Raw genomic sequence first — 19,136 nt, 5'->3', positions numbered from 1 at the left:
GACCAAGCCTTAACTCACCCTATCGCCGCCGATGCGCTACCATCGGCGGCGATTTTGATTCCGGGAGGGGTTTCGATGCGGATTTTGGTGGTCGAGGATGACGCCGAGGCGGCGACCGCCATGGTGCGGGGCCTGTCCGAAGCCGGACATGAGGTGACCCACGCTGTGGACGGCGCCTTTGGGCTGCTGGAGTCGCAAAAGGGCGGCTACGACGTCTATGTGGTGGATCGGATGATGCCGCGCTTGGACGGCGTCGGCATGGTCGAGACGGTGCGCAAGGGCGGCGATCAGACGCCGGTCCTGTTCCTGTCGGCCCTGGGCGAGGTCGAGGACCGGGTCACGGGCCTGAAGGCCGGCGCCGACGACTATCTGGTCAAGCCCTACGCCTTCGCCGAACTGATCGCGCGGGTCGAGGCTCTCGCCCGTCGTCGCGAGACCGGCGGGGTCCAGACCGTGCTCAAGGTCGGCGACCTGGAAATGAACCTGATCGCCCGCACCGTCCATCGCGGCGCGGCCGAGATCGATCTTCAGCCGCGAGAGTTCCAGCTGTTGGAGTTCCTGATGCGCCACGCCGGCCAGTCGGTGACCCGCACCATGCTGCTGGAGAAGGTCTGGGAATACCATTTCGACCCTCAGACCAACGTCATCGACGTCCACATCAGCCGCCTGCGCTCCAAGATCGACAAGGGCTTCGACCGTGCGATGCTGCAGACCGTGCGCGGGGCGGGGTACCGGTTGGAGGCTTGACTTGAGATCCTCCCCCGCAACGCGGGGGAGGGGGACCGCCGGCACGGCGGTGGAAGGGGCGACCCCAGACACCGGCGCTGACCCCGCCCCCTCCACCACTTCGTGGTCCCCCTCCCCCGTGAACGGGGGAGGATTTTAGTGCGCCTCCCCTCCCTCCTTCGCCGCACGCCCTTCCGGCTGACGCTGCTGTTCCTGGCGCTGTTCGTGGCGGCGGCGGGGGCGATCCTGGCCTATGTCTATTTCGCCTCGGCGTCAGAGGCCCAAGGGCGGGCCAAAGCGGACGTTGAGATCGAGCTGGGTGCCTTGACGGCGATCCACGGCACGCGCGGCATTGACGCCCTGAACCAGGCGCTGGTGGAGCGGTCGATCCGGGGCGGGCCGTATCTGTATCTGCTGACCGACGCGGCCGGAAAGACGATCACCGGCAACATCACCGAATCGCCGATCGACATCGACCTCAGCCTGCCGGCCGGCGCCAGCGACTGGGAAAGCTTCCGCCTGACCGACACGGATGCGCAAGGCAAGGTCCAGCGTCGGCGCTCCATCGGGGTGATCACCACCCTGGCCGGCGGCGAACATTTGTTCGTCGGTCAGGACATCGGCGACATCGAAGCCTATCTGGCGCGTCTGACCCAGGCCCTGTGGGGCGCCATGGCCCTGGTCATGCTGCTTGGCCTGGCGGGCGGTCTCTACATCAGCCGGCGGGTCGAAAACGCCATGGCCGGGCTGAACCGTGTCGTGCAGTCGGTGCAGGAAGGCGATCTCAAGGTCCGTGCGCCCGTGCGCCACACCGGCGACGAACTGGATGAACTGGGCCAAGGGCTGAACACCATGCTGGACCGGCTGGAGGCCTCCATGTCGTCGATCCGCCATGCCGGCGACGCCATCGCCCACGACCTGCGTTCGCCCCTGACGCGGATGCGGGCCAAGCTGGAGGTGGCCCTGATCGACGCCGAAGCCGGCAAGATCGACGGGGTGGACGCCCTGGGCATCGCCCTGGATGAGGCCGACCATCTGCTGAAGACGTTCAACACCGTCCTGGCCATCGCGCGTCTGCAGGCGGGCGGTGCACCGGATCCCAAGATCATGGACGCCGCCGACCTCGCCGCCGACATGGCCGAGCTTTATGAACCCGCAGCCGAGGACAAGGACATCGACTTCTCGTCCGAGGTCGAAAAGGGGCTGATGATCGAAGGCAACCAGCCCTTTTTGGCCCAGGCCCTGGCCAATCTGATCGACAACGCCATCAAATACACACCCGCCGGCGGGGCGGTGAAGCTGCGCGCGCGCCGCCGCTCGTCGGGCGAGATCGAATATTCCGTCACCGACACCGGACCGGGCGTGCCGGAAGAGGACCGCGAGCGGGTGGTCCAGCGGTTCGTGCGCCTGGACAACAGCCGCACCGAACCCGGCTCGGGCCTTGGGCTTTCGCTGGTGACGGCGGTGGCCGAGGCCCACGGCGGACGGGTAGTGCTGGACGAAGGTCCAGGCGCCTACGGCGACTTCGGACCGGGGTTGCGGGTGGCGCTGGTGCTGCCGCCGGCCTCGACCGGGATGAGCGGATGATGTGATGGCCCATGCACAATCCTCGATCCCGTTGGCTGACAGCCTTATCGCCGCCGGTCCGGTTACAAATATCGCCGCCGCCGACCGCCTGCACGAAACTCTGACCGCAGCCGCTGACGCCGACGGCTGGCGCGAGACTCTGGACGCCGCCTGGCCCGCCCTGGCCCCCGTCGCCGGCGCCTCGCCCTATCTCGCCGGTCTGATGCGGCGTCGCCCCGCCCATCTGCGAAGCCTGCTGGAAGCCGATCCGGTCGAAGCGCTGGAGCGGATCATTCGCGACACGGACGCGCTGGACGCCGAGCCGGACGCGGTGCGCGCCCCGCTGCGCGTGCTGAAGGCCGACTTGCACCTGCTGACCGCCCTGGCCGATCTGGGCGCGGTGTGGGATCTGGATCAGGTCACCGACGCCCTGTCCCGGTTCGCCGACGCCGCATGCCGGGCCGCCCTGCGCGCCGTCGCCGCCGAACAGAGGGCGCGCGGCCGGCTGATCTCGCCGCCCGGCGATCCGCGCGGCCCCATTCCGGGCCTGTTCGGCCTGGCCATGGGCAAACATGGCGCCAATGAACTGAACTATTCGTCCGATATCGATATCTCCCTCTTCTTCGAGCCGCGCCTGATGGGCCTCGCCCTGCGCGAAGGCGAGGAGATGCAGGACTTCGCCAATCGCGTCGGCAAGGGGATCGCCACCCTGCTGACCGAGCGGACGGGCGACGGCTATGTTTTCCGCGTCGATCTGCGGCTGCGGCCCGACCCATCCTCGACCCCGCCGGTCGTCGCCGGGCCGATGGCCCTGGCCTATTATGAGAGCGTCGGCCAGAACTGGGAGCGGGCGGCCTTCATCAAGGCGCGGCCGGTGCTGGGCGACATGCGCGCGGCGGGTCGGTTCCTGAAGGCCATGATCCCCTTCATCTGGCGGCGCAGCCTGGACTACGCGGCCGTGCTCGACATCCAGTCGATCAAGAAACAGATCCACGTCCACAAGACGGGCGAGGGACTGCAGGCCGCCGGGGCCAATCTGAAGCTGGGTCGCGGCGGCATCCGCGAGATCGAATTCTACGCCCAGACCCAACAGCTGATCCTGGGCGGCCGCGATCCGGCTTTGCGCAAACAGCGCACGCTGGAGGCGTTGAAGGCTCTGGCCGACGCGCGCCATGTGCCCCAGGCGGTCTGCGAAGAACTGTCGGCCGCCTATGTCGCGCTGCGCGGGCTGGAGCACCGCGTGCAGATGCTCGACGACGAGCAGACCCACCGCCTGCCCGAGGACGCCGAGCGCCGCGCCGCCGTCGCTGCGCTTGACGGTTCCGCCGATCTTGCGGCCTTCGACGCCCGGGTCGAGGCCCTGCTGGCGCGGATCAACGCCCGCTACGGCGAATTGTTCGAGGGCGGCGAAGATCTGGACTCCAGCTACGGCAGCCTGGTCTTCACCGGGGTCGAGAATGATCCCGAGACGCTGGAAACCCTGCGCCGCATGGGCTTTTCCGAGGCGCCGTCCGTCGCCGACACGATCCGCAGCTGGCACCACGGTCGCATCCCCGCGACGAGGACGTCGCGCGGCCGTGAGCTGTTCACCCGCCTGGCCCCGCGCCTGCTGGAGGCTCTGGCCCGATCCGGTGCGCCGGACGATGCGTTTCGCCGTTTCGCGGTCTTCTTCTCCGGCCTGGCGGCGGGCGTGCAGGTCCAGGCCCTGTTCCTGAACCAGCCCAAACTGTTCGAGATGGTGCTGGGCGTCATGGCATTCGCGCCGCGTCTCGCCCGGACGCTTGGCCGGCAACCGGCGGCGCTGGACGGTGTGCTGGACGCCCGCTTCCTGGTCGATCTGTCCGAAGAGACCGGCCTGACCGAGCAGATGCTGCGCGAGGCCGGCGAGACGGAGGACTTCGAAGGGGCCATGAACGCCGTGCGCCGCCTGCACCGCGAGCAGATGTTCCGCATCGGCATCCACGCTCTGACCGGCAGGGCGGGGGCCGAGGCGGCGGGCCGCGCCTACGCCGCCCTGGCCGACGCCGCCATGCGCACCTTGTCGCCGGCGGCGCTGGCCGAGACCGAACGGTTGGGCGGCGCCTTCGCCGGCGCGGTGGCGGTGGTCGCCTTGGGCAAGGCCGGATCGCGCGAGATGACGGCCGGATCGGATCTTGATCTGATGACGCTGTACGAGGCGCCGCCCGAGGCGACGTCCGAGATCAAGGGTTGGACCGCCGACGTCTTCTACGCCCGCTTCACCCAGCGGCTGATTGCGGCCCTGTCGGCGCATACGGCGGAAGGCGGCCTCTATGAGGTGGACATGCGCCTGCGCCCCACCGGCTCCAAGGGGCCGGTTTCGGTGCGGCTGAAGGCGTTCGACGCCTATTACGCCAAGGAGGCCGAGACGTGGGAGTTCATGGTTCTGACTCGCGCTCGCGTGGTCTGGGCCAGCGATCCCAAGTTCGGCACCCAGGTTTCGGCCGCTATCGAGGCCGCCCTGCGTCGCCCGCGTCCCGGCGTCGATGTCGCCGCCGACATCCGAAAGATGCGCGCTCTGATGGATCGCGAGCGTCGCCCGCACGGCTTCTGGGACTTGAAGCTGTCGCCGGGTGGGCAGGTGGACGCCGAGTTCGCGGCCCAGTTCCGCCAGCTTCAAGCCGCCGCCATCGGCGAGCCTTTGACCCTGTCGACGCTTGAGGCCCTGCACGACGACCCGGTCCTAGCCGAGGCCTGGCGCGTGCAGCAGCGTCTGGCCCATCTTCTGGCCGCCGCCTTCGAGGGGCGGGTCGATCCGGAGGGCGAGCCCGGCGTCTTCCAGCTGCGCCTGGCCGAGGCCGCCGGCGCGCCGGACTTCGACACGCTGAAGACCGAACTGACCGACCTGCGCGCGCGGGCCCGAAAGGCCTTCGAGCGGGCGGTGCCAGTAGGCCGCGACGGAGAATCCGACAGACCGCGTTCAATCTCCTGACAGGGCAATGTCAAAGGGCGCCAGACGCGCCCGTGGAGATGATCGAGATGAGAAACACCTTTCTGACCGGCCTGGGCGTCATCGCTCTGGCCGCCGCCGCCGGCGCCGCGACCGCACAGGTTCCCCCGGCCCCCGCCGCCGGCGCCGCTGCGCCGCATCATGCGCGCGCGGATCCAAACCGCCAGATCACCCGCGCCGAGTTCGTCGATGCGCGCATCGCGCGTCTGACCGCGCTCGATACGAACCGCGACGGCGTTGTCAGCCCAGAAGAGCGTGCCGCCGCCATGCAGGCCCGTCGCGCCGAACGCGCGGGCGACCGCTTCGCCAAGCTGGATGCGAACGGCGACGGCTCCATCAGCCGCGCCGAGTTCGACGCCGGCCATGCCGCACGCCCAGATCGCGGTCCGCGCGCCGAACGCGCCGGTCATCGTGAGGGACGTCGCGGGGGCGCGCATCACGCCATGCGCGGACAAGGACGCGAACGCGGGCCGGTGGTGATCGCCGAAGCCTCCGCCAAGCTGGGCGAGCGGTTCGACAAGATGGACGCCAACCGCGACGGCGTGATCTCCGCCGACGAGCGCCGGGCAGCCATGTCCGCTCAACGCGCGGATCGCCAGGAACGCCGCGCGGCCCGCCAGGCGCAACAACCCGCTTCCCCCGTCCCGGCTTCGGAGTAAGACGGTGTCGGGGTCGGCCGTCGTGAACGCACCGGTCCCTTTCGTCAGCAGCGGAAGAGGCAGGTTTGGTCGCGATCGTCGACCCCGACGAGGATCTGGTGCGGCGCGTCGGGCAGGGCGACCCGGCGGCGGCACAGACGCTCGTCTCGCGCAAGCTGCCGCGCATCCTGTCGCTGGCCCAGCGCATGCTGGGCGATGCGGTCGAGGCCGAGGACGTGGCCCAGGAGACGATGCTGAAGGCCTGGCGTCAGGCGCCCAGATGGACGCCCGGCAAGGCCCGGTTCGACACCTGGCTGCACCGGGTCGCGCTGAACCTCTGTTACGATCGGCTGAGGCGTCGGCGCGAAATCCCGACCGACACGCCGCCGGATCGTCCCGACGAAGGCCCGGCGCCGGATCGCGGTCTGCTGGCGGCCGAGACGGGCGTGCGGGTCACGGCGGCCCTGAAACGTCTGCCGGACCGACAGCGCGAGGCCATCGTCCTGTGCCATTATCAGGAGCTGTCGAATATCGATGCGGCGGCCCTGATGGAGATCAGCGTCGAGGCGCTGGAGAGTTTGTTGTCGCGCGGTCGTCGCGCATTGCGTCTGGCCCTTTCGGACATCGGTCCGGGGTCGATTAGAGGAGACGGACGATGAAGGCGGAACGGTTGCACGAACTGGCGGACGCCTATGGCGCCGACCTGCGTCGGTGGCCCGCGTCCGAGCGCGCCTTCGCCGAAAGCCTGATCGCCGCCGATCCGTCGCTGAAGGCGGTGCTGGATCAGGCGGCCGCGCTGGACGCTCTGCTCGACGTCGCGCCCAGACCTGTCCCGTCCGCCGCCCTGGCCGCGCGCATCCTTGCGGCTGCGCCCCGGGCGAAAAGCCGTCTGGGCAAGGCGATCTGGTACCTCGGCGCCGGTTGGGCCGCCGCGGCCTGTGCGGGCGTGGTCGCCGGCGTCGGCCTGACCACCCATCTGACCGCCGACGCGCGCGCCGATGCGGTGCTTTACCAATCCTCGCTGACGGGCGTGGATGACACGGAACTGCTGGGATGACGTCCAAGAGCCTGAAGATCGCCTTGGCCGTCTCGGTGGCCCTGAACCTGTTCGCCGTGGCGGGCGGGGTCACCTATGTCGTCAATCGCGACCGGATCGAACGCCGTATCGAGGACCAACGCCGTCCGGGGCGCGAGGGACCGCTGGCCGAGGTGCTGGCCGATCTGGATCCGGCCGTGCGCCAGCGCGTGCGCACCTCGCTGCGAGAATCGGCCCTGGCGGCGCGTCCTGATTTCGAGGCGGCCCGCGCCGCTCGGCGCGAGGCCATCGACGTCGCCGGTCAGCCCGCTCTGGACGCGGCCCGGGTCGAAAGCTTGCTGGAGCAGTCCAGAGCGGCCGAGATGCGGGGTCGCACCCGTTTGGAAAAAGGCGCGGTCGCCGTGCTGGCGACGCTGACGCCCGAGGAGCGCAAGGCCCTGGCCCCGATCCTTCAGCGCAAGGGCGCCGCCCGTCGCGCCGCAGCCCACGGACCGGATCACCGTCAGCCGGACGACCGCGCGCCCCGCTGACGGCGCTTCAGCGCTTAGCCTTTTCTGGATGCGCGGAAGGCGGCGACGGCGTTCACCGCCGAACGCACCGACGCCTCGATGGCGGCCCAGTCGCCCGACTTCACGGCGTCATCCGTCACCAGTTTGGAGCCCATACCCGCTGCGACGATGCCCGCGCCGAACCATTTGGCGATGGACGCCTCGTCCGGATCGACGCCGCCGGTGGGCATGATCTTGACCCAAGGCATCGGGCCCTTGACCGCCTTGACGAAGTCCGGTCCGCCGACCGACGAGCCGGGGAACAGTTTGACGATGTCGCAGCCCAGCTCGTGCGCCTCGCCGATGTCGGTAACCGAACCGCAGCCGGGGAAATAGGCGACCATGCGGCGGTTGCAGACCTTGGCCACGTCGGGGATCAGGCAGGGGCTGACCACGAACCGGGCGCCTCGGTTCAGGTAAAGCGACGCCGTTCCAGTATCGACGACCGAGCCGATGCCCAGCACCACGTTCGGGTCGGTCTTGATCAGTTCGCGATTGATCTCGCCGAACAGGTCGCAGGCGAAGTCGCCGCGATTGGTGAACTCGACCACCGGCGCCCCGCCGCGCGCGCAGGCGCGAATGACGTTCAGGCTGACATCGGCGTCGGGATGGTAGAAGACCGGGCACACGCCCTGGGTCTGAAGCGCCTGAAGCACGCTGACGCGATCATGGGCCATGGACGGGTTCCTCTGCGATAGGTTTGCGTCCGACCTCCGCTGTCGCGAACGCAAGGTCAAGTCAAACCGCGTTAGCGCGGGCGTTCTCTTGACGGCGTGTGACGAAAGGCGGACCGTCGTTCGCTCAATCCCCTCTTGGAGAAGCGGGATGTTCGCCGCCCTCGCCGTCGTCGCCCTTCTGACCGTTCAGGACCCGCCGACCGCCGCCGACATGGACGGCGCCTGGTCCGTCGATCTGGCGACCGATCCGGCCCAGCCCTATCGCCAACCCATGAACCTGACGCTCCAGCCCGACGGCGTCGTGACGGGCGACTTCTACAACAGCCGCATCGAGGCGGGCCGATGGAAGCGCCAGCACGGCCGGCTGTGCGTCTCGTTCCGCACCGCCGACGGCGCAGGCCCCTATCACACGGCGGCCTGCCTAGCGGGCGACCATGTCGAGGGTCAGACCTGGGCCGAACACCGCAACTTCGTCTTCATCTGGCGCGCCGACCGCCCCTCTTGAAGCCTCGCCGCTCAAGCCCATCTGTCAGGGAGGGGAGCGGGGGATTTCATACGAATTAGACGAATTAGACTCTAATTTTCGCCGCCGGGTCTGATTGTCGCTCAGCGTCGATGGGCCAGGTCGGCCAGCCGCCGGACCAAGGTGCTCTGCGCATCGAACAGCGGATCCAGAACCGTGAAATGGTTCAGGTCGGGCAGGGCCTCGAACCGCGTCTCGGCCCCGGCGTCGCCCCAGCGCACGGCCATGGCGCGGCTCTGGTCCACGAAGGCGTCGCTTTCGGCGCCGCCGACGATGCAGTCCAGAACTGCGCTGGCCGGCGCCGGCCAGCGGATAGGCGACAGGGCCTCGGCCTCGGCCGTATTCAGATCCAGGGCGATGTTGAGCGAGGTGGGGATCAGCGGCTCCAGATTGAACACGCCCGAGATGGCGACCGCCGCCGAGGCCCGCCCGTCCGCCAGCAGGCAGGCCGCCATATGCCCGCCTGCCGAATGGCCGCTGACGACCGGCGCATCGCCGGTGCGGGCATGGATCAGGTCGACCGCCGCCCGCGCCTGATCGACGATCCGGCCCAGCCGCACGCTGGGCGCCAGGTCATAGGTCGGGATGGCGACGCTGACGCCGTGGGCCAGCAGGGGCGGAGCCACGAAGCTGAACCAACTCGCATCCAGCGCCTGCCAGTATCCGCCGTGCAGGAAGACCACGACCGGCGCGCCGTCCCCGGCGTCGAACCAGTCGATCCGCTCGCGCTCGCCTGGGCCGTATTTCAGGAATTGGGGCGGATGGGCGGCGCGGGCGGTCTCCGATCCCGTCTTCCAGCGCGCCATCACGGCGGGATGGTCGGGCACCAGGGCGCGGTTGTTGTATTGCGCCTCCAGCACGGCGTCTGTGTCTTGCGGCTTACCCGTCACGTCTTCGTCCGCTAGAAGCGCCCTCGAACCAGAGGACTGATCCGCCATGATGACCGCCATCTTCGTCTTCATCAAATGCGAGCTGGGCTACGCCAACGACGTGGCGGCCGATATCGTGGACAATGTCGAGAACGTCTCGGAGGTCTATTCCACCTCGGGTCAGCACGACCTGCTGGCCAAGTTCAACCTGCCGCGTGACGCCGACATCGGCACCTTCGTGACGAAACAGGTCCAGACGCGGCCGCACGTGCGCGACACCTTCACGGTCATTACCTTCTCGCCCTTCCTGCCGAGCAAAGGCTAGGGCGCGGCCTTTCGCCTAACCTTGTCCTTGCGGTCCTCGGCCTCGTCGTCGTCGCCGACCTTTTCCTCGACCGTGGCCGACAGGCGCTGGAAGACGCCCAGGCCCACCAGCACCAGCACCGAGGCGATCAGAAGGGCGGTGGGATAAAGCAGCTGCGCCACGTCCTCGCGCGCCGTCTTGAACACCACGACCAGCGCTTCGAGGAACAGGGCGATGACGATGGTCGACAGGAACTTGGTCAGGCTGCGCCGGGCCTCGGCGGCGCTGCGCTTTTCGTTGCCGCGCCGCACCTCGTCCTCGAAGATGTATTTGGCCACGTCGAAGACGGCGATGGCGACGATTACATAGCCCAGCACGTCCAAAACCGCGTCGGCGCCGGACTTGTCGGGCGAGCCGATGCCGTGCAGCGCATCCTTCACCCCGAACCCGATCAGGGCCATGGCCGCCAGCAACAGCAGCAGGCTGGCGAAGGCGAACACCGCCCGGGTCAGATAGGTCATGGAAATCCCTCCGCGAGGCCACAGCAACGCGCCAACCGCCAAGCTGTTGCCTGACGGGCAAAGGGTGACGCTGGCGCCGGGGACGGCTAAACGAGGGGCATAGGGAGACACGACATGACGCGATCCAACGCGCCCGCCTACATGACCGGTTTCGGCAATCATTTCGCGACCGAGGCCGCGCCCGGCGCCCTGCCGGTGGGGCGAAACTCGCCGCAGAAGACGCCGATGGGCCTGTATGCCGAACAGCTGTCCGGCACCGCCTTCACCGCGCCGCGCGCCGAGAACCGGCGCAGCTGGCTCTATCGCCTCCGTCCCTCGGCCCAGCATGGACCTTACACCCCCTTCGATCAGGGGCGGGTCCGCTCCGGTCCGTTCGACGAGACGCCGCCCAATCCCAACCGGATGCGCTGGGACCCGCTTCCGATGCCGCAGGCTGCGACCGACTGGGTCGAGGGGCTGACGACCTATGGCGGCAACGGCGAACCGGACGGCGGGGCCGGGGCCGGCATTCACCTGTATGTCGCCAACCGGTCGATGACCGACCGGGTCTTCTATGACGCCGACGGCGAACTGCTGATCGTGCCTCAAGAAGGAGACCACCGCTTCGTCACCGAGTTCGGCGTCATCGAGGCCCGGCCGGGTCACATCGTCCTGATCCCGCGCGGCGTGCGGTTCCGTGTCGTGGTGGACGGGCCGGTGCGCGGCTATGTCTGCGAGAACTACGGCAGCCCGTTCCGCCTGCCCGATCTCGGCCCCATCGGGTCGAACGGTCTGGCCAATCCGCGCGACTTCGAAACGCCGGTCGCGGCCTATGAGGACGTGGATCGCCCGACCGAATGCGTGCAGAAATATGGCGGTCGCCTTTGGACCACGACCTTCGATCACAGCCCGCTGGATGTGGTCGCCTGGCATGGCAATCTGGCGCCCTGCCGCTATGACACGGCGCGGTTCAACACGATCAACACCGTCAGCTACGACCACCCTGATCCGTCGATCTTCACGGTCCTGACCAGTCCGTCCGAGACGCCGGGGACCGCCAACATCGACTTCGTCATCTTCCCGCCGCGCTGGATGGTGGCCGAGGACACCTTCCGCCCGCCGTGGTTCCATCGCAACGTGATGAGCGAGTTCATGGGTCTAGTGACCGGCGCCTATGACGCCAAGGCGGGCGGATTCGCGCCAGGCGGCGCATCGCTGCACAACCGCATGAGCGGCCACGGCCCCGATCAGGCCAGCTATGACGGCGCGATTAAGGCCGAACTCAAGCCCCACAAGATCGAAAACACCCTGGCCTTCATGTTCGAGACGCGCATGCCGATCCGCGTCACGAAATGGGCGTCGGAATCACCGCAGATGCAGCTCGACTACGACGACGTCTGGTCAGGCTTCACCAAAGGACAGATCTCATGATCCGCATTTCCCTCATCGCCGCCGTCGCGCTTCTGGCCGCCGCTTGCTCGCCCCAGACCACGGGAGCGGCGTCGGATGCGCCGATGCAAAGCGCCGACGCCGCGTCCTGCGCCACGCGCGGCGGCACGATGAAACAGGTCGGACGGATGCAATCCTGGCAGTGCGTCATCAACTATGCCGACGCCGGCAAGCGCTGCACCGACGGCGATCAGTGTCAGGGCGACTGCCGCATCGAGGGCAACAGCGGCGTGACGCCGGGGACGGCGGCGACCGGCGTCTGCCAAGCGACCAGCGACCGTTTTGGCTGCAATACGACGGTCGAGGACGGCAAGGCCGGCCCGACCCTGTGCATCGACTGAGGTCGCAGGCACGAAAAAGCCCCCGTCGCGAACGACGGGGGCTGATCCATCCGTAAACGGATTTAGTCGGTCGCCAGATCTTAGTGGGTCGAAGGCGTGTTGGCCGTCGTAGCGCCGCCATCAGCGTTGCCGGCTTGCTGCTCGACCATGTCGGCCTTGCGGTCGGCGTTCTTCTCGACCTGGTCGGCCTGGGCGTTCAGGGCGTCGGCCTGAGCGGCGGTCGGAGCGGTCGCGGCTTGCGATTCGAGCTGGTCGGCGCGGGCTTCGCCCGTCGCTTCGATGGCGTCGGCTTGCTTTTCAGCGGCCTTGTCGGCGGCGCTTTCACCGCAGGCGGCGACGCCGGCCAGCATGAAGACCGAAGCGGCGGCGATGGCGAACTTTTTCATTTGAGTTTCCTCTCCTAGGTGGAAACTCTCAAACGCTACGGTAACGGTTCGGTTCACGCCGCCGTGAGATTTTCGTGATCGCCCGCCGCGTCAGCCCTCCGACTGGGCGAAGGCGACCCGCGCAGCGCCCAGCAGGGCGGCGTGTTTGTGCATGATCACCTTGGTCGGAATGTCCTGCATATATTCCTTGAACCGGCCCTTGCGCTCGAACCGCTGGCGGAAAGGGCTGGCCTTGATGAAGGGCAGGATGCGCGGAACGATGCCGCCGGCGATATAGACGCCGCCGCGCGCGCCGGTGGTCAGGGCGATGTCGCCGGCGACCGCGCCCAAGATGGCGCAGAAGCGGGCCAGGGTCGCGCCGCACGGGCTGTTCGGATCGGCCAGGGCCGTTGCGGTGATCTGAGCCGGATCGTCGATGTGGGTCTCGCGCCCGTCGATCTCGGCCAGGGCCCGGTGCATGTTCAGCAGCCCGGGCCCGCAGATCAGACGCTCGATCGACACCCGGTCATAGCGGCGACGCAGGATGCGCAGGATTTCGTCCTCGACAGGATCGCCGGGGGGGAAGCAGGCGTGCCCGCCCTCGGACGGCATGGCCATCTCCTTACCGGCCGCATCCCGCACCAGGGCCGAGACCCCGAAGCCGGTGCCGGGGCCCAGCACCGCGACGGTGCAGTGCGGATCGCCGTCGACCGGGCCGCCCAGACTTTCCAGCTGGTCTTCCGGCACGATGGGCGCGCCCCAGGCCAGGGCCTCGAAGTCGTTGATCAGCTTGACGGGCTTCAGGCCCAGGGTCTGAAGCTCCGCCTCCGACACCTGCCAGGGCGAGTTGGTCAGGTCGATGGCGCCGTCCGTGACCGGGCCGGCGACGGCGATCACGCCGCCCGTCGGCTTGACCTCGCAGCCGTCGATGAAGGCGGCGACGCCTTCGAGGAAGGTCGGATAGGTCTCGGCCGGGAAGCTCTCGTGGTGGTCCAGCACGGGCTTGCCGTCCACCATTCGGGCCACGGCGAAGCGGGCGTTCGTGCCGCCGACATCGCCGACGAGAAGGGTCTTGTCATTCATTGGGGCGTTTCCTGCGCTCGGTTCGGTGGATCAGGCGTCCACAGTCCGATCGACGAAGTTGGGATTGGGCGGGGTGTCGTCGTTGCCGCGCGAGCCGGTCGGCAGGGCGAAACAGACCGTCGCTCCCTGCTCGGCCGTCGTGACCACATGGCGGAAGGCGCCGAACAGTTCACGGCCATAGCCCCAGGACGAACCCTCGGCGTTGGCGGCGGACCGGGCGGCCAGCGGACGGGCGGTCAGGTCGGGAACGCCGACGGTGGTCAGAACGCCAGCTTCGGCGTCCAGGCGGATGATGTCGCCGTCCTGAACATGAGCCAGCGGACCGCCGGCCAGGGCCTCGGGAGAGACGTGGATTGCGGCGGGCGTCTTGCCGCTGGCGCCCGACATGCGGCCGTCGGTGACGAAGGCGACCTTAAACCCCTTGTCCTGAATGACGGACAGGGCCGGCGACAGGCTGTGCAGTTCCGGCATGCCGTTCGCCTTGGGCCCCTGGAAGCGTAGGACCACGACGACGTCGCGGAACAGCTTGCCGTCCCGGAAGGCCTGGAGCGCATCTTCCTGGGTCTCGAACACGGCGGCAGGCGCCTCGACGATGCGGTTCTCGGGTTTGACGGCGGAGATCTTGATGACCGCACGACCCAGGTCGCCCTGAACCAGACGTAGGCCCCCCTCCTTGTCGAAGGGATCCGAGGCCGGGCGCAGGATAGCGAGATCGAGACTTTCCTGGACCCCATCGCGCCAGACCAGTTCGCCGTCCACCATCGACGGTTCCTGGAAATAGGCCTGGATGCCCTGACCCATGATGGTCGTCACGTCGGTGTGGATATTGCCCGCCATCGCCAGCTCACGGGCTATGAAGGCGACGCCGCCGGCGGCCTGGAAGGCGTTCACATCGGCCGAGCCGTTGGGATAGACCCGCGCCAGCAGCGGCGTGACCGACGATAGCTCGTCCATGTCAGTCCAGTCGATCAGCACGCCCGCCGCCCGCGCCATGGCGACCAGGTGGATGGCGTGATTGGTCGAGCCGCCGGTGGCCAGCAGGGCCACGATCATGTTGACGATGGACTTCTCGTCGATGACGTCGGCCATGCGGCACTCGCCGCTGCGGGCCAGTTCGACCGCCCGTTTCGCCGCCGCCGCCGTCAGGGCGTCGCGCAGGCCGGTGTCGGGATGGACGAAGGCGGTGGACGGCATGTGCAGGCCGCCCAGCTCCATCATCATCTGGTTGGAGTTGGCCGTGCCGTAGAAGGTGCAGGTGCCGGGCGAGTGATAGCTGCCGATCTCGCTTTCCAGCAGGGTCTGACGATCGACCTTGTTCTGCGCATATTCGGCCCGGACCCGGGCCTTTTCCGCGTTCGGAATGCCCGACGGCATCGGACCTGCGGGTGCGAAGACGACCGGCAGATGGCCGAAGGCCAGGGCGCCCATGAACAGGCCCGGAACGATCTTGTCGCACACGCCCAGCATCAGGCCGGCGTCGAAGGCGTCGTGGGTCAGGGCGATGCCCGCCGACATGGCGATCAGGTCGCGGCTGAACAGCGACAGCTCCATGCCGGGACGACCCTGGGTGACGCCATCGCACATGGCGGGGGTGCCGCCGGCGACCTGAGCCGTGGCGCCGACCTCGCGCACGGCCTTGCGCACTACGTCGGGGAAGCGCTCGAACGGCTGGTGAGCCGACAGCATGTCGTTATAGGCGGTGACGATGCCGAGGTTGGGCTTGGACCCGTCCATCGCCGTCAGCTTATCGGCGATCGTCTGGCCCGCGAAGGCGTGGGCCCAGTTGGCGCAGCTCAGCTTGGCGCGGCCGGCGCCGCTGTCGCGCGCGGCGTCCATGCGACGGATGTAGTCGGCGCGTGTCTCGCGGCTTTTTTCGATGATGCGGGCGGTGACAGCCGCCACGGTGGGATGAAGCGCCATTTCAGCCTTCCTCCGTCCACAGAACTTCAAGGGGAACGCCGGCGGCGATCAGGGCGGCGATGGGCTGGATCTTGGGATCGCCCTGGGCTTGTTCTTCGAATACGCGACGCTTGGCGACGCCCTTCAGGCCCAGGATCACCCGGCCGGCAGAAATCAGATAGGGCAGATTGATCGACAGCCGTTCGATCGTCGGCGCCATGCCGTCGCGCCCATGCGGCACGCCCAGCACCGTGGGCTTCAGCGTCGGCGTCAGCAGGGTCTTCAGCGTCGGGCTTTCGGGGAACATGGAGCAGATATGGCCGTCCTCGCCCATGCCCAGCAGCACCGCATCGAACCGCCCGCCCGCGTCGGCCAAGGCCTTGGCCGCCACGATGGCCGCGCGGTCCACGGTGACCTCGGGCGTATAGAGCGGGATGAAGCGAGCCGTCGTCGCCTTGCCCTGAAGCAGCACGTCGCGGATCAGCCGGGCGTTCGATTCCGGCGAGGTCTCGGGCACATACCGCTCGTCCACCAGGGTCACGGCGATTTTGGACCAGTCCAGATCGGTCGCCGCCAGGCGGCGATAGACGGGCGCGGGCGTCGAGCCGCCCGGACCGGCGAACAGGGCCTGGCCGTGATCACGCACGGCCGCGCCCAAGGTCTCGGCCAGGCGCGCGGCGATGGCTTCGGCCCAGGTCTCGACGGAGGCGAAGGCTTCGATGGGGGGGGGCTCAGACATCGGTCGTGTTCCAGTCGCGGCCGGTGCGGGCCATCAGCATGTCGGCGCTGTCGGGGCCCCAGGTTCCGGCGACGTAGTCGTCGGGCTTCAGGCCGGATTCGGCCCAGGCCTCGGACACCTCGTCTACCCATTTCCAGGCCTGCTCGGCCTCGTCGCGCCGCACGAACAGCGTCGAGTCGCCCGCCATCGCGTCCAGCAGCAGACGCTCATAGGCGATGCGGCGACGCGGCGGAGCGGCGGACTTGCCGTCCACCCCCCACGACAGGCTCATCTTGATCGGCTGCAACTGCATGCGCTGATCCAGGCCGGGTCGCTTGTTCATCACCGTCAGTGAGATGTCTTCCTCGGGCTGCAGTTCGATGATCATGCGGTTGGCCTGCACTTCTCCACGGTCGTCGCGATCGAAGATCGAGTGGGGCACCGGCTTGAACTGGATGACGATCTCGGTGCGCTTCTCGGGCAGGCGCTTGCCGGTCCGCATGAAGAAGGGCACGCCGGCCCAGCGCCAATTGTCGATGTCGGCCCGAACGGCGACGAAGGTTTCGGTGTCCGACGGCTGACCGCGCTCCTCGTCATAGCCCTTGGCCGGCTTGCCCTCCGAGACGCCCGACACATACTGACCCCGCACGGTCACGCGCTCGACCTCGTCCACCGTGACGGGCCGCAGCGACCGCAGCACCTTGACCTTCTCGTTGCGCACCGAGTCGGGGTCCAGGTCGCTCGGCGGCTCCATCGCCACCAGACACAGCAGCTGCAGCATGTGGTTCTGCAGCATGTCGCGCAGGGCGCCGTATTCGTCATAGTAGGGCCAGCGATCGCCGACCCCCACCGTCTCGCCGATCGTGATCTGCACGTGGTCGATGGACAGGTTGTTCCACAACGGTTCGAAGATCGTGTTGCCGAAACGCAGAGCGATCAGGTTCTGGACTGTCTCCTTGCCCAGATAGTGGTCGATGCGGAAGACCTGGTTCTCGCTGAAGGCGTGGGCCACGGCGTCGTCGATTTCGAGGAAGGACTTCAGGTCGCGCCCAACCGGCTTTTCCAGTACGATGCGGCAGTTCTTTTCGGCCAGACCCGCCGCCTTCATCGCCGTGACAATGCGGGCATAGAGCGAGGGGGAGACGGCCAGGAAGGAGGTGACCTCGCCGTCGCCGACCTTGTCCTTCAGCGGCTTTAGGCTTTCGGGCGAGGTGGCGTCGACCGCCAGATAGTCCAGGCGGGCCTTCATCCGCGACCAGCTGGCTTCGTCCCAAACCTTGTCCGCCTCGGCGCGCGCCTTCACCGCCTCGTGCACCTTGGCGATATAGTCGTCGGCGCTCTCTTCGGAACGCGCGGCGCCGATGATCTTCAGCCCTTCAGGCAGCAGGCCGTCGTGTTCGAGGAAATAGAGCGACGGCAGGAGCATGCGCATCGCCAGATCGCCGCCGCCGCCAAACAGAATGAGAGCCGCCATGTCTTGTCCCTCGATGATCCCATTTGTCGGGACGCACGCCTTTACGGTCTAGCCGCTGTCTTTGGCCGCTTCCGCTCGCGAGGCCAACACGTCCAGCACGTCCTGAAACACCATGTTACGGGCATGGAGAAGAACGAGCAGGTGATAGATCAAATCCGCAGCCTCGCTGGCGAGTTCCTCGTCAGGGCCGGCGACGCCGGCCAAAGCGGTCTCCACGCCCTCCTCGCCGACCTTCTGGGCGATGCGTTTGGGTCCCTGTGCGATCAGTCGGGCGGTCCAGCTTTCGGAAGGATCGGCGGCGGCCCGTTCGGCGATGGTTCGCTCCAGCCGGGCGATCCGACCCAAGCCCGGCGCGTCGGCCTCTCCGAAACAGCTCGTCCGGTTCAGGTGGCAGGCGTTTCCGACCGGCCTGACGCCCAACACGATGGCGTCGGCGTCGCAGTCGGCCGTGATGGAGACGACGTAAAGCCGGTCGCCCGAGGTCTCGCCCTTCCTCCAACGCCCCCCGCGCGAGCGCGAGAAGAAGGTGGCCTCGCCGGATGCGATCGTCTCGTCCAGCGCCGCGCGATCCATATAGGCAAGGGTCAGGACCTGCAGCGTGGCGGCGTCCTGAACCACGACGGGGACCAGGCCGGCGCCCTTGGCGAAGTCGATGGTGTTCGGGTCGATCACAGTCTCATCTCCAGGCCTTCGTCGGCCAGGTATTGTTTCAGGTCCGGAATGGCGATGGCGCCGGTGTGGAAGACGCTGGCGGCGAGAGCGCCGGAAACGTCTGCCTTTTCGAACACGGCCTTGAAATGTTCCGGCGCGCCGGCGCCGCCCGACGCGATCAGGGGGATGGTCAGGCGCGCGCGGGCAGCGGACAGTTGTTCGATGTCATAGCCGCGTCGGACCCCGTCCTGATCGATGCAGTTCAGCACGATCTCTCCTGCGCCCAGGCTCTGCGCCTCGTCCAGCCAGTCCAGCGTGCCTTTGCCGGCATGACGGCGTGCATCGGGGTCGCCGGTATATTTGTGGACCACCCAGTCGCCGTCCTCAAACCGGCTGTCGACGCCGACGACGACGCATTGGCTGCCCAGCCGCGCAGCCATGTCGGCGATCAGTTCGGGCCGTTCCAAGGCCGGGGAGTTGATCGAGACCTTGTCCGCTCCGTGGTCCAGGCAGCGCGCCGCCTGATCCACGGTGCGAATGCCGCCGGCGACGCAGAACGGAATGTCCAGCAGTCGGGCGATGTCCTTGATCCAGCCGTAGTCCAGCGTCCGCCCTTCGGGGCTGGCGGTGATGTCGTAGAAAACCAGTTCGTCGGCGCCCGCATCGCGATAGCGGGCGGCCAGCTCGGCCGCATCGCCCATGTCGGTGTGACCGACGAACTTCACGCCCTTGACCACCCGGCCGTCCTTCACGTCCAGGCAGGGGATGATGCGCCGGGCGGTCATTCGACCGCCCCGCTTG

The 19,136-nt window shown here is 68.0% G+C and carries 21 protein-coding genes; 11 read left to right on the top strand and 10 right to left on the bottom strand.

What is annotated here, in order from left to right; genetic code table 11:
- Positions 1-75: 75 nt before the first annotated feature.
- The 7 genes from BVE01S_RS02810 (at position 76) to BVE01S_RS02780 (ending at position 7,464) form a co-directional block, all read left to right on the top strand.
- The gene (locus BVE01S_RS02810) at positions 76-747 is read left to right on the top strand and encodes a response regulator transcription factor (protein WP_066623947.1); all 672 of its coding nucleotides are present in this window, start codon (positions 76-78) and stop codon (positions 745-747) included.
- A 138-nt stretch (positions 748-885) separates the two neighbouring features.
- Entirely contained in the window at positions 886-2,313 is a 1,428-nt protein-coding gene (locus BVE01S_RS02805) for a sensor histidine kinase (RefSeq protein WP_066623944.1), read from the top strand.
- 4 nt (positions 2,314-2,317) lie between these two features.
- Positions 2,318-5,242 carry a bifunctional [glutamine synthetase] adenylyltransferase/[glutamine synthetase]-adenylyl-L-tyrosine phosphorylase gene (locus BVE01S_RS02800; RefSeq protein WP_066624134.1) on the top strand — a complete coding sequence of 975 codons (2,925 nt, stop codon included), beginning with the start codon at positions 2,318-2,320 and terminating at the stop codon, positions 5,240-5,242.
- Between the two features lie 47 nt (positions 5,243-5,289).
- Positions 5,290-5,919: an EF-hand domain-containing protein gene (locus BVE01S_RS02795; protein WP_205678533.1), complete on the top strand. Its 630-nt coding sequence runs from the start codon at positions 5,290-5,292 to the stop codon at positions 5,917-5,919.
- A gap of 65 nt (positions 5,920-5,984) precedes the next feature.
- Positions 5,985-6,557, top strand: a complete 573-nt coding sequence (locus BVE01S_RS02790; protein ID WP_055803350.1) for an RNA polymerase sigma factor — start codon at positions 5,985-5,987, stop codon at positions 6,555-6,557.
- Positions 6,554-6,955: a hypothetical protein gene (locus BVE01S_RS02785; protein WP_066623929.1), complete on the top strand. Its 402-nt coding sequence runs from the start codon at positions 6,554-6,556 to the stop codon at positions 6,953-6,955. Before BVE01S_RS02790 ends, BVE01S_RS02785 begins: the two co-directional genes overlap by 4 nt.
- The gene (locus BVE01S_RS02780; protein WP_066623926.1) at positions 6,952-7,464 is read left to right on the top strand and encodes a periplasmic heavy metal sensor; all 513 of its coding nucleotides are present in this window, start codon (positions 6,952-6,954) and stop codon (positions 7,462-7,464) included. Before BVE01S_RS02785 ends, BVE01S_RS02780 begins: the two co-directional genes overlap by 4 nt.
- 14 nt (positions 7,465-7,478) lie before the next feature.
- On the opposite strand, the gene BVE01S_RS02775 is transcribed toward BVE01S_RS02780, so the two are convergent.
- Positions 7,479-8,159, bottom strand: coding sequence for a bifunctional 4-hydroxy-2-oxoglutarate aldolase/2-dehydro-3-deoxy-phosphogluconate aldolase (locus tag BVE01S_RS02775; RefSeq protein WP_066623920.1), 681 nt, complete (start codon positions 8,157-8,159; stop codon positions 7,479-7,481).
- A 148-nt stretch (positions 8,160-8,307) separates the two neighbouring features.
- Between BVE01S_RS02775 and BVE01S_RS02770 the strand changes: the two genes are divergently transcribed.
- Positions 8,308-8,664 (top strand): hypothetical protein, encoded by a 357-nt coding sequence (locus tag BVE01S_RS02770; protein WP_066623917.1) that lies wholly within the window; start codon positions 8,308-8,310, stop codon positions 8,662-8,664.
- Positions 8,665-8,765: 101 nt separating this feature from the next.
- Here BVE01S_RS02770 and BVE01S_RS02765 read toward each other — a convergent pair whose 3' ends face one another.
- On the bottom strand, positions 8,766-9,620 hold the full coding sequence (locus BVE01S_RS02765) for an alpha/beta hydrolase (protein ID WP_205678574.1): 855 nt from the start codon (positions 9,618-9,620) through the stop codon (positions 8,766-8,768).
- On the opposite strand from BVE01S_RS02765, the gene BVE01S_RS02760 reads away from it, so the two are divergent.
- Positions 9,619-9,876: an Lrp/AsnC ligand binding domain-containing protein gene (locus BVE01S_RS02760; protein WP_039244189.1), complete on the top strand. Its 258-nt coding sequence runs from the start codon at positions 9,619-9,621 to the stop codon at positions 9,874-9,876. The genes BVE01S_RS02765 and BVE01S_RS02760 overlap by 2 nt on opposite strands.
- On the opposite strand, the gene BVE01S_RS02755 is transcribed toward BVE01S_RS02760, so the two are convergent.
- On the bottom strand, positions 9,873-10,376 hold the full coding sequence (locus tag BVE01S_RS02755) for a hypothetical protein (RefSeq protein ID WP_045811869.1): 504 nt from the start codon (positions 10,374-10,376) through the stop codon (positions 9,873-9,875). The two genes, BVE01S_RS02760 and BVE01S_RS02755, sit on opposite strands and share 4 nt — an antisense overlap.
- Positions 10,377-10,490: 114 nt before the next feature.
- On the opposite strand from BVE01S_RS02755, the gene hmgA reads away from it, so the two are divergent.
- Complete coding sequence (gene hmgA, locus BVE01S_RS02750; protein ID WP_174523840.1) at positions 10,491-11,786, top strand: homogentisate 1,2-dioxygenase; 1,296 nt, start codon at positions 10,491-10,493, stop codon at positions 11,784-11,786.
- A complete protein-coding gene (locus BVE01S_RS02745; RefSeq protein ID WP_066623914.1) occupies positions 11,783-12,145 on the top strand; it encodes a hypothetical protein in 363 nt (120 codons plus the stop codon). Before hmgA ends, BVE01S_RS02745 begins: the two co-directional genes overlap by 4 nt.
- An 80-nt stretch (positions 12,146-12,225) precedes the next feature.
- On the opposite strand, the gene BVE01S_RS02740 is transcribed toward BVE01S_RS02745, so the two are convergent.
- The 7 genes from BVE01S_RS02740 to hisF form a co-directional block, all read right to left on the bottom strand.
- Positions 12,226-12,531: a hypothetical protein gene (locus BVE01S_RS02740; protein ID WP_055752822.1), complete on the bottom strand. Its 306-nt coding sequence runs from the start codon at positions 12,529-12,531 to the stop codon at positions 12,226-12,228.
- A 90-nt stretch (positions 12,532-12,621) separates the two neighbouring features.
- On the bottom strand, positions 12,622-13,593 hold the full coding sequence (gene glk / locus BVE01S_RS02735) for a glucokinase (RefSeq protein WP_066623911.1): 972 nt from the start codon (positions 13,591-13,593) through the stop codon (positions 12,622-12,624).
- 30 nt (positions 13,594-13,623) lie between these two features.
- Positions 13,624-15,513, bottom strand: coding sequence for a phosphogluconate dehydratase (gene edd / locus BVE01S_RS02730; protein ID WP_066623907.1), 1,890 nt, complete (start codon positions 15,511-15,513; stop codon positions 13,624-13,626).
- Position 15,514: 1 nt separating this feature from the next.
- The gene (pgl, locus tag BVE01S_RS02725; protein ID WP_066623903.1) at positions 15,515-16,231 is read right to left on the bottom strand and encodes a 6-phosphogluconolactonase; all 717 of its coding nucleotides are present in this window, start codon (positions 16,229-16,231) and stop codon (positions 15,515-15,517) included.
- A complete protein-coding gene (zwf, locus tag BVE01S_RS02720) occupies positions 16,224-17,684 on the bottom strand; it encodes a glucose-6-phosphate dehydrogenase (RefSeq protein WP_066623901.1) in 1,461 nt (486 codons plus the stop codon). The genes pgl and zwf overlap by 8 nt, the downstream gene beginning before the upstream one ends.
- A 48-nt stretch (positions 17,685-17,732) precedes the next feature.
- Positions 17,733-18,356 (bottom strand): bifunctional phosphoribosyl-AMP cyclohydrolase/phosphoribosyl-ATP diphosphatase HisIE, encoded by a 624-nt coding sequence (gene hisIE, locus BVE01S_RS02715; protein WP_066623899.1) that lies wholly within the window; start codon positions 18,354-18,356, stop codon positions 17,733-17,735.
- Complete coding sequence (hisF, locus tag BVE01S_RS02710) at positions 18,353-19,120, bottom strand: imidazole glycerol phosphate synthase subunit HisF (protein ID WP_066623896.1); 768 nt, start codon at positions 19,118-19,120, stop codon at positions 18,353-18,355. The genes hisIE and hisF overlap by 4 nt, the downstream gene beginning before the upstream one ends.
- Positions 19,121-19,136: the final 16 nt, after the last annotated feature.

Source organism: Brevundimonas vesicularis NBRC 12165 (genome assembly GCF_001592205.1).
In the GTDB taxonomy this organism is placed as follows: domain Bacteria; phylum Pseudomonadota; class Alphaproteobacteria; order Caulobacterales; family Caulobacteraceae; genus Brevundimonas; species Brevundimonas vesicularis.
This window is presented reverse-complemented; position numbering and strand designations above follow the sequence as displayed.

Excerpts from the sequence above, each read along its gene's own strand:
- BVE01S_RS02810 (WP_066623947.1), top strand. The coding sequence starts at position 76 with ATGCGGATTTTGGTGGTCGAGGATGACGCCGAGGCGGCGACCGCCATG.
- BVE01S_RS02800 (WP_066624134.1), top strand. The coding sequence starts at position 2,318 with ATGGCCCATGCACAATCCTCGATCCCGTTGGCTGACAGCCTTATCGCC.
- BVE01S_RS02795 (WP_205678533.1), top strand. The coding sequence starts at position 5,290 with ATGAGAAACACCTTTCTGACCGGCCTGGGCGTCATCGCTCTGGCCGCC.
- BVE01S_RS02785 (WP_066623929.1), top strand. The coding sequence starts at position 6,554 with ATGAAGGCGGAACGGTTGCACGAACTGGCGGACGCCTATGGCGCCGAC.
- BVE01S_RS02780 (WP_066623926.1), top strand. The coding sequence starts at position 6,952 with ATGACGTCCAAGAGCCTGAAGATCGCCTTGGCCGTCTCGGTGGCCCTG.
- BVE01S_RS02775 (WP_066623920.1), bottom strand. The coding sequence starts at position 8,159 with ATGGCCCATGATCGCGTCAGCGTGCTTCAGGCGCTTCAGACCCAGGGC.
- BVE01S_RS02770 (WP_066623917.1), top strand. The coding sequence starts at position 8,308 with ATGTTCGCCGCCCTCGCCGTCGTCGCCCTTCTGACCGTTCAGGACCCG.
- BVE01S_RS02760 (WP_039244189.1), top strand. The coding sequence starts at position 9,619 with ATGATGACCGCCATCTTCGTCTTCATCAAATGCGAGCTGGGCTACGCC.
- BVE01S_RS02765 (WP_205678574.1), bottom strand. The coding sequence starts at position 9,620 with ATGGCGGATCAGTCCTCTGGTTCGAGGGCGCTTCTAGCGGACGAAGAC.
- BVE01S_RS02755 (WP_045811869.1), bottom strand. The coding sequence starts at position 10,376 with ATGACCTATCTGACCCGGGCGGTGTTCGCCTTCGCCAGCCTGCTGCTG.
- hmgA (WP_174523840.1), top strand. The coding sequence starts at position 10,491 with ATGACGCGATCCAACGCGCCCGCCTACATGACCGGTTTCGGCAATCAT.
- BVE01S_RS02745 (WP_066623914.1), top strand. The coding sequence starts at position 11,783 with ATGATCCGCATTTCCCTCATCGCCGCCGTCGCGCTTCTGGCCGCCGCT.
- BVE01S_RS02740 (WP_055752822.1), bottom strand. The coding sequence starts at position 12,531 with ATGAAAAAGTTCGCCATCGCCGCCGCTTCGGTCTTCATGCTGGCCGGC.
- glk (WP_066623911.1), bottom strand. The coding sequence starts at position 13,593 with ATGAATGACAAGACCCTTCTCGTCGGCGATGTCGGCGGCACGAACGCC.
- edd (WP_066623907.1), bottom strand. The coding sequence starts at position 15,513 with ATGGCGCTTCATCCCACCGTGGCGGCTGTCACCGCCCGCATCATCGAA.
- pgl (WP_066623903.1), bottom strand. The coding sequence starts at position 16,231 with ATGTCTGAGCCCCCCCCCATCGAAGCCTTCGCCTCCGTCGAGACCTGG.
- zwf (WP_066623901.1), bottom strand. The coding sequence starts at position 17,684 with ATGGCGGCTCTCATTCTGTTTGGCGGCGGCGGCGATCTGGCGATGCGC.
- hisF (WP_066623896.1), bottom strand. The coding sequence starts at position 19,120 with ATGACCGCCCGGCGCATCATCCCCTGCCTGGACGTGAAGGACGGCCGG.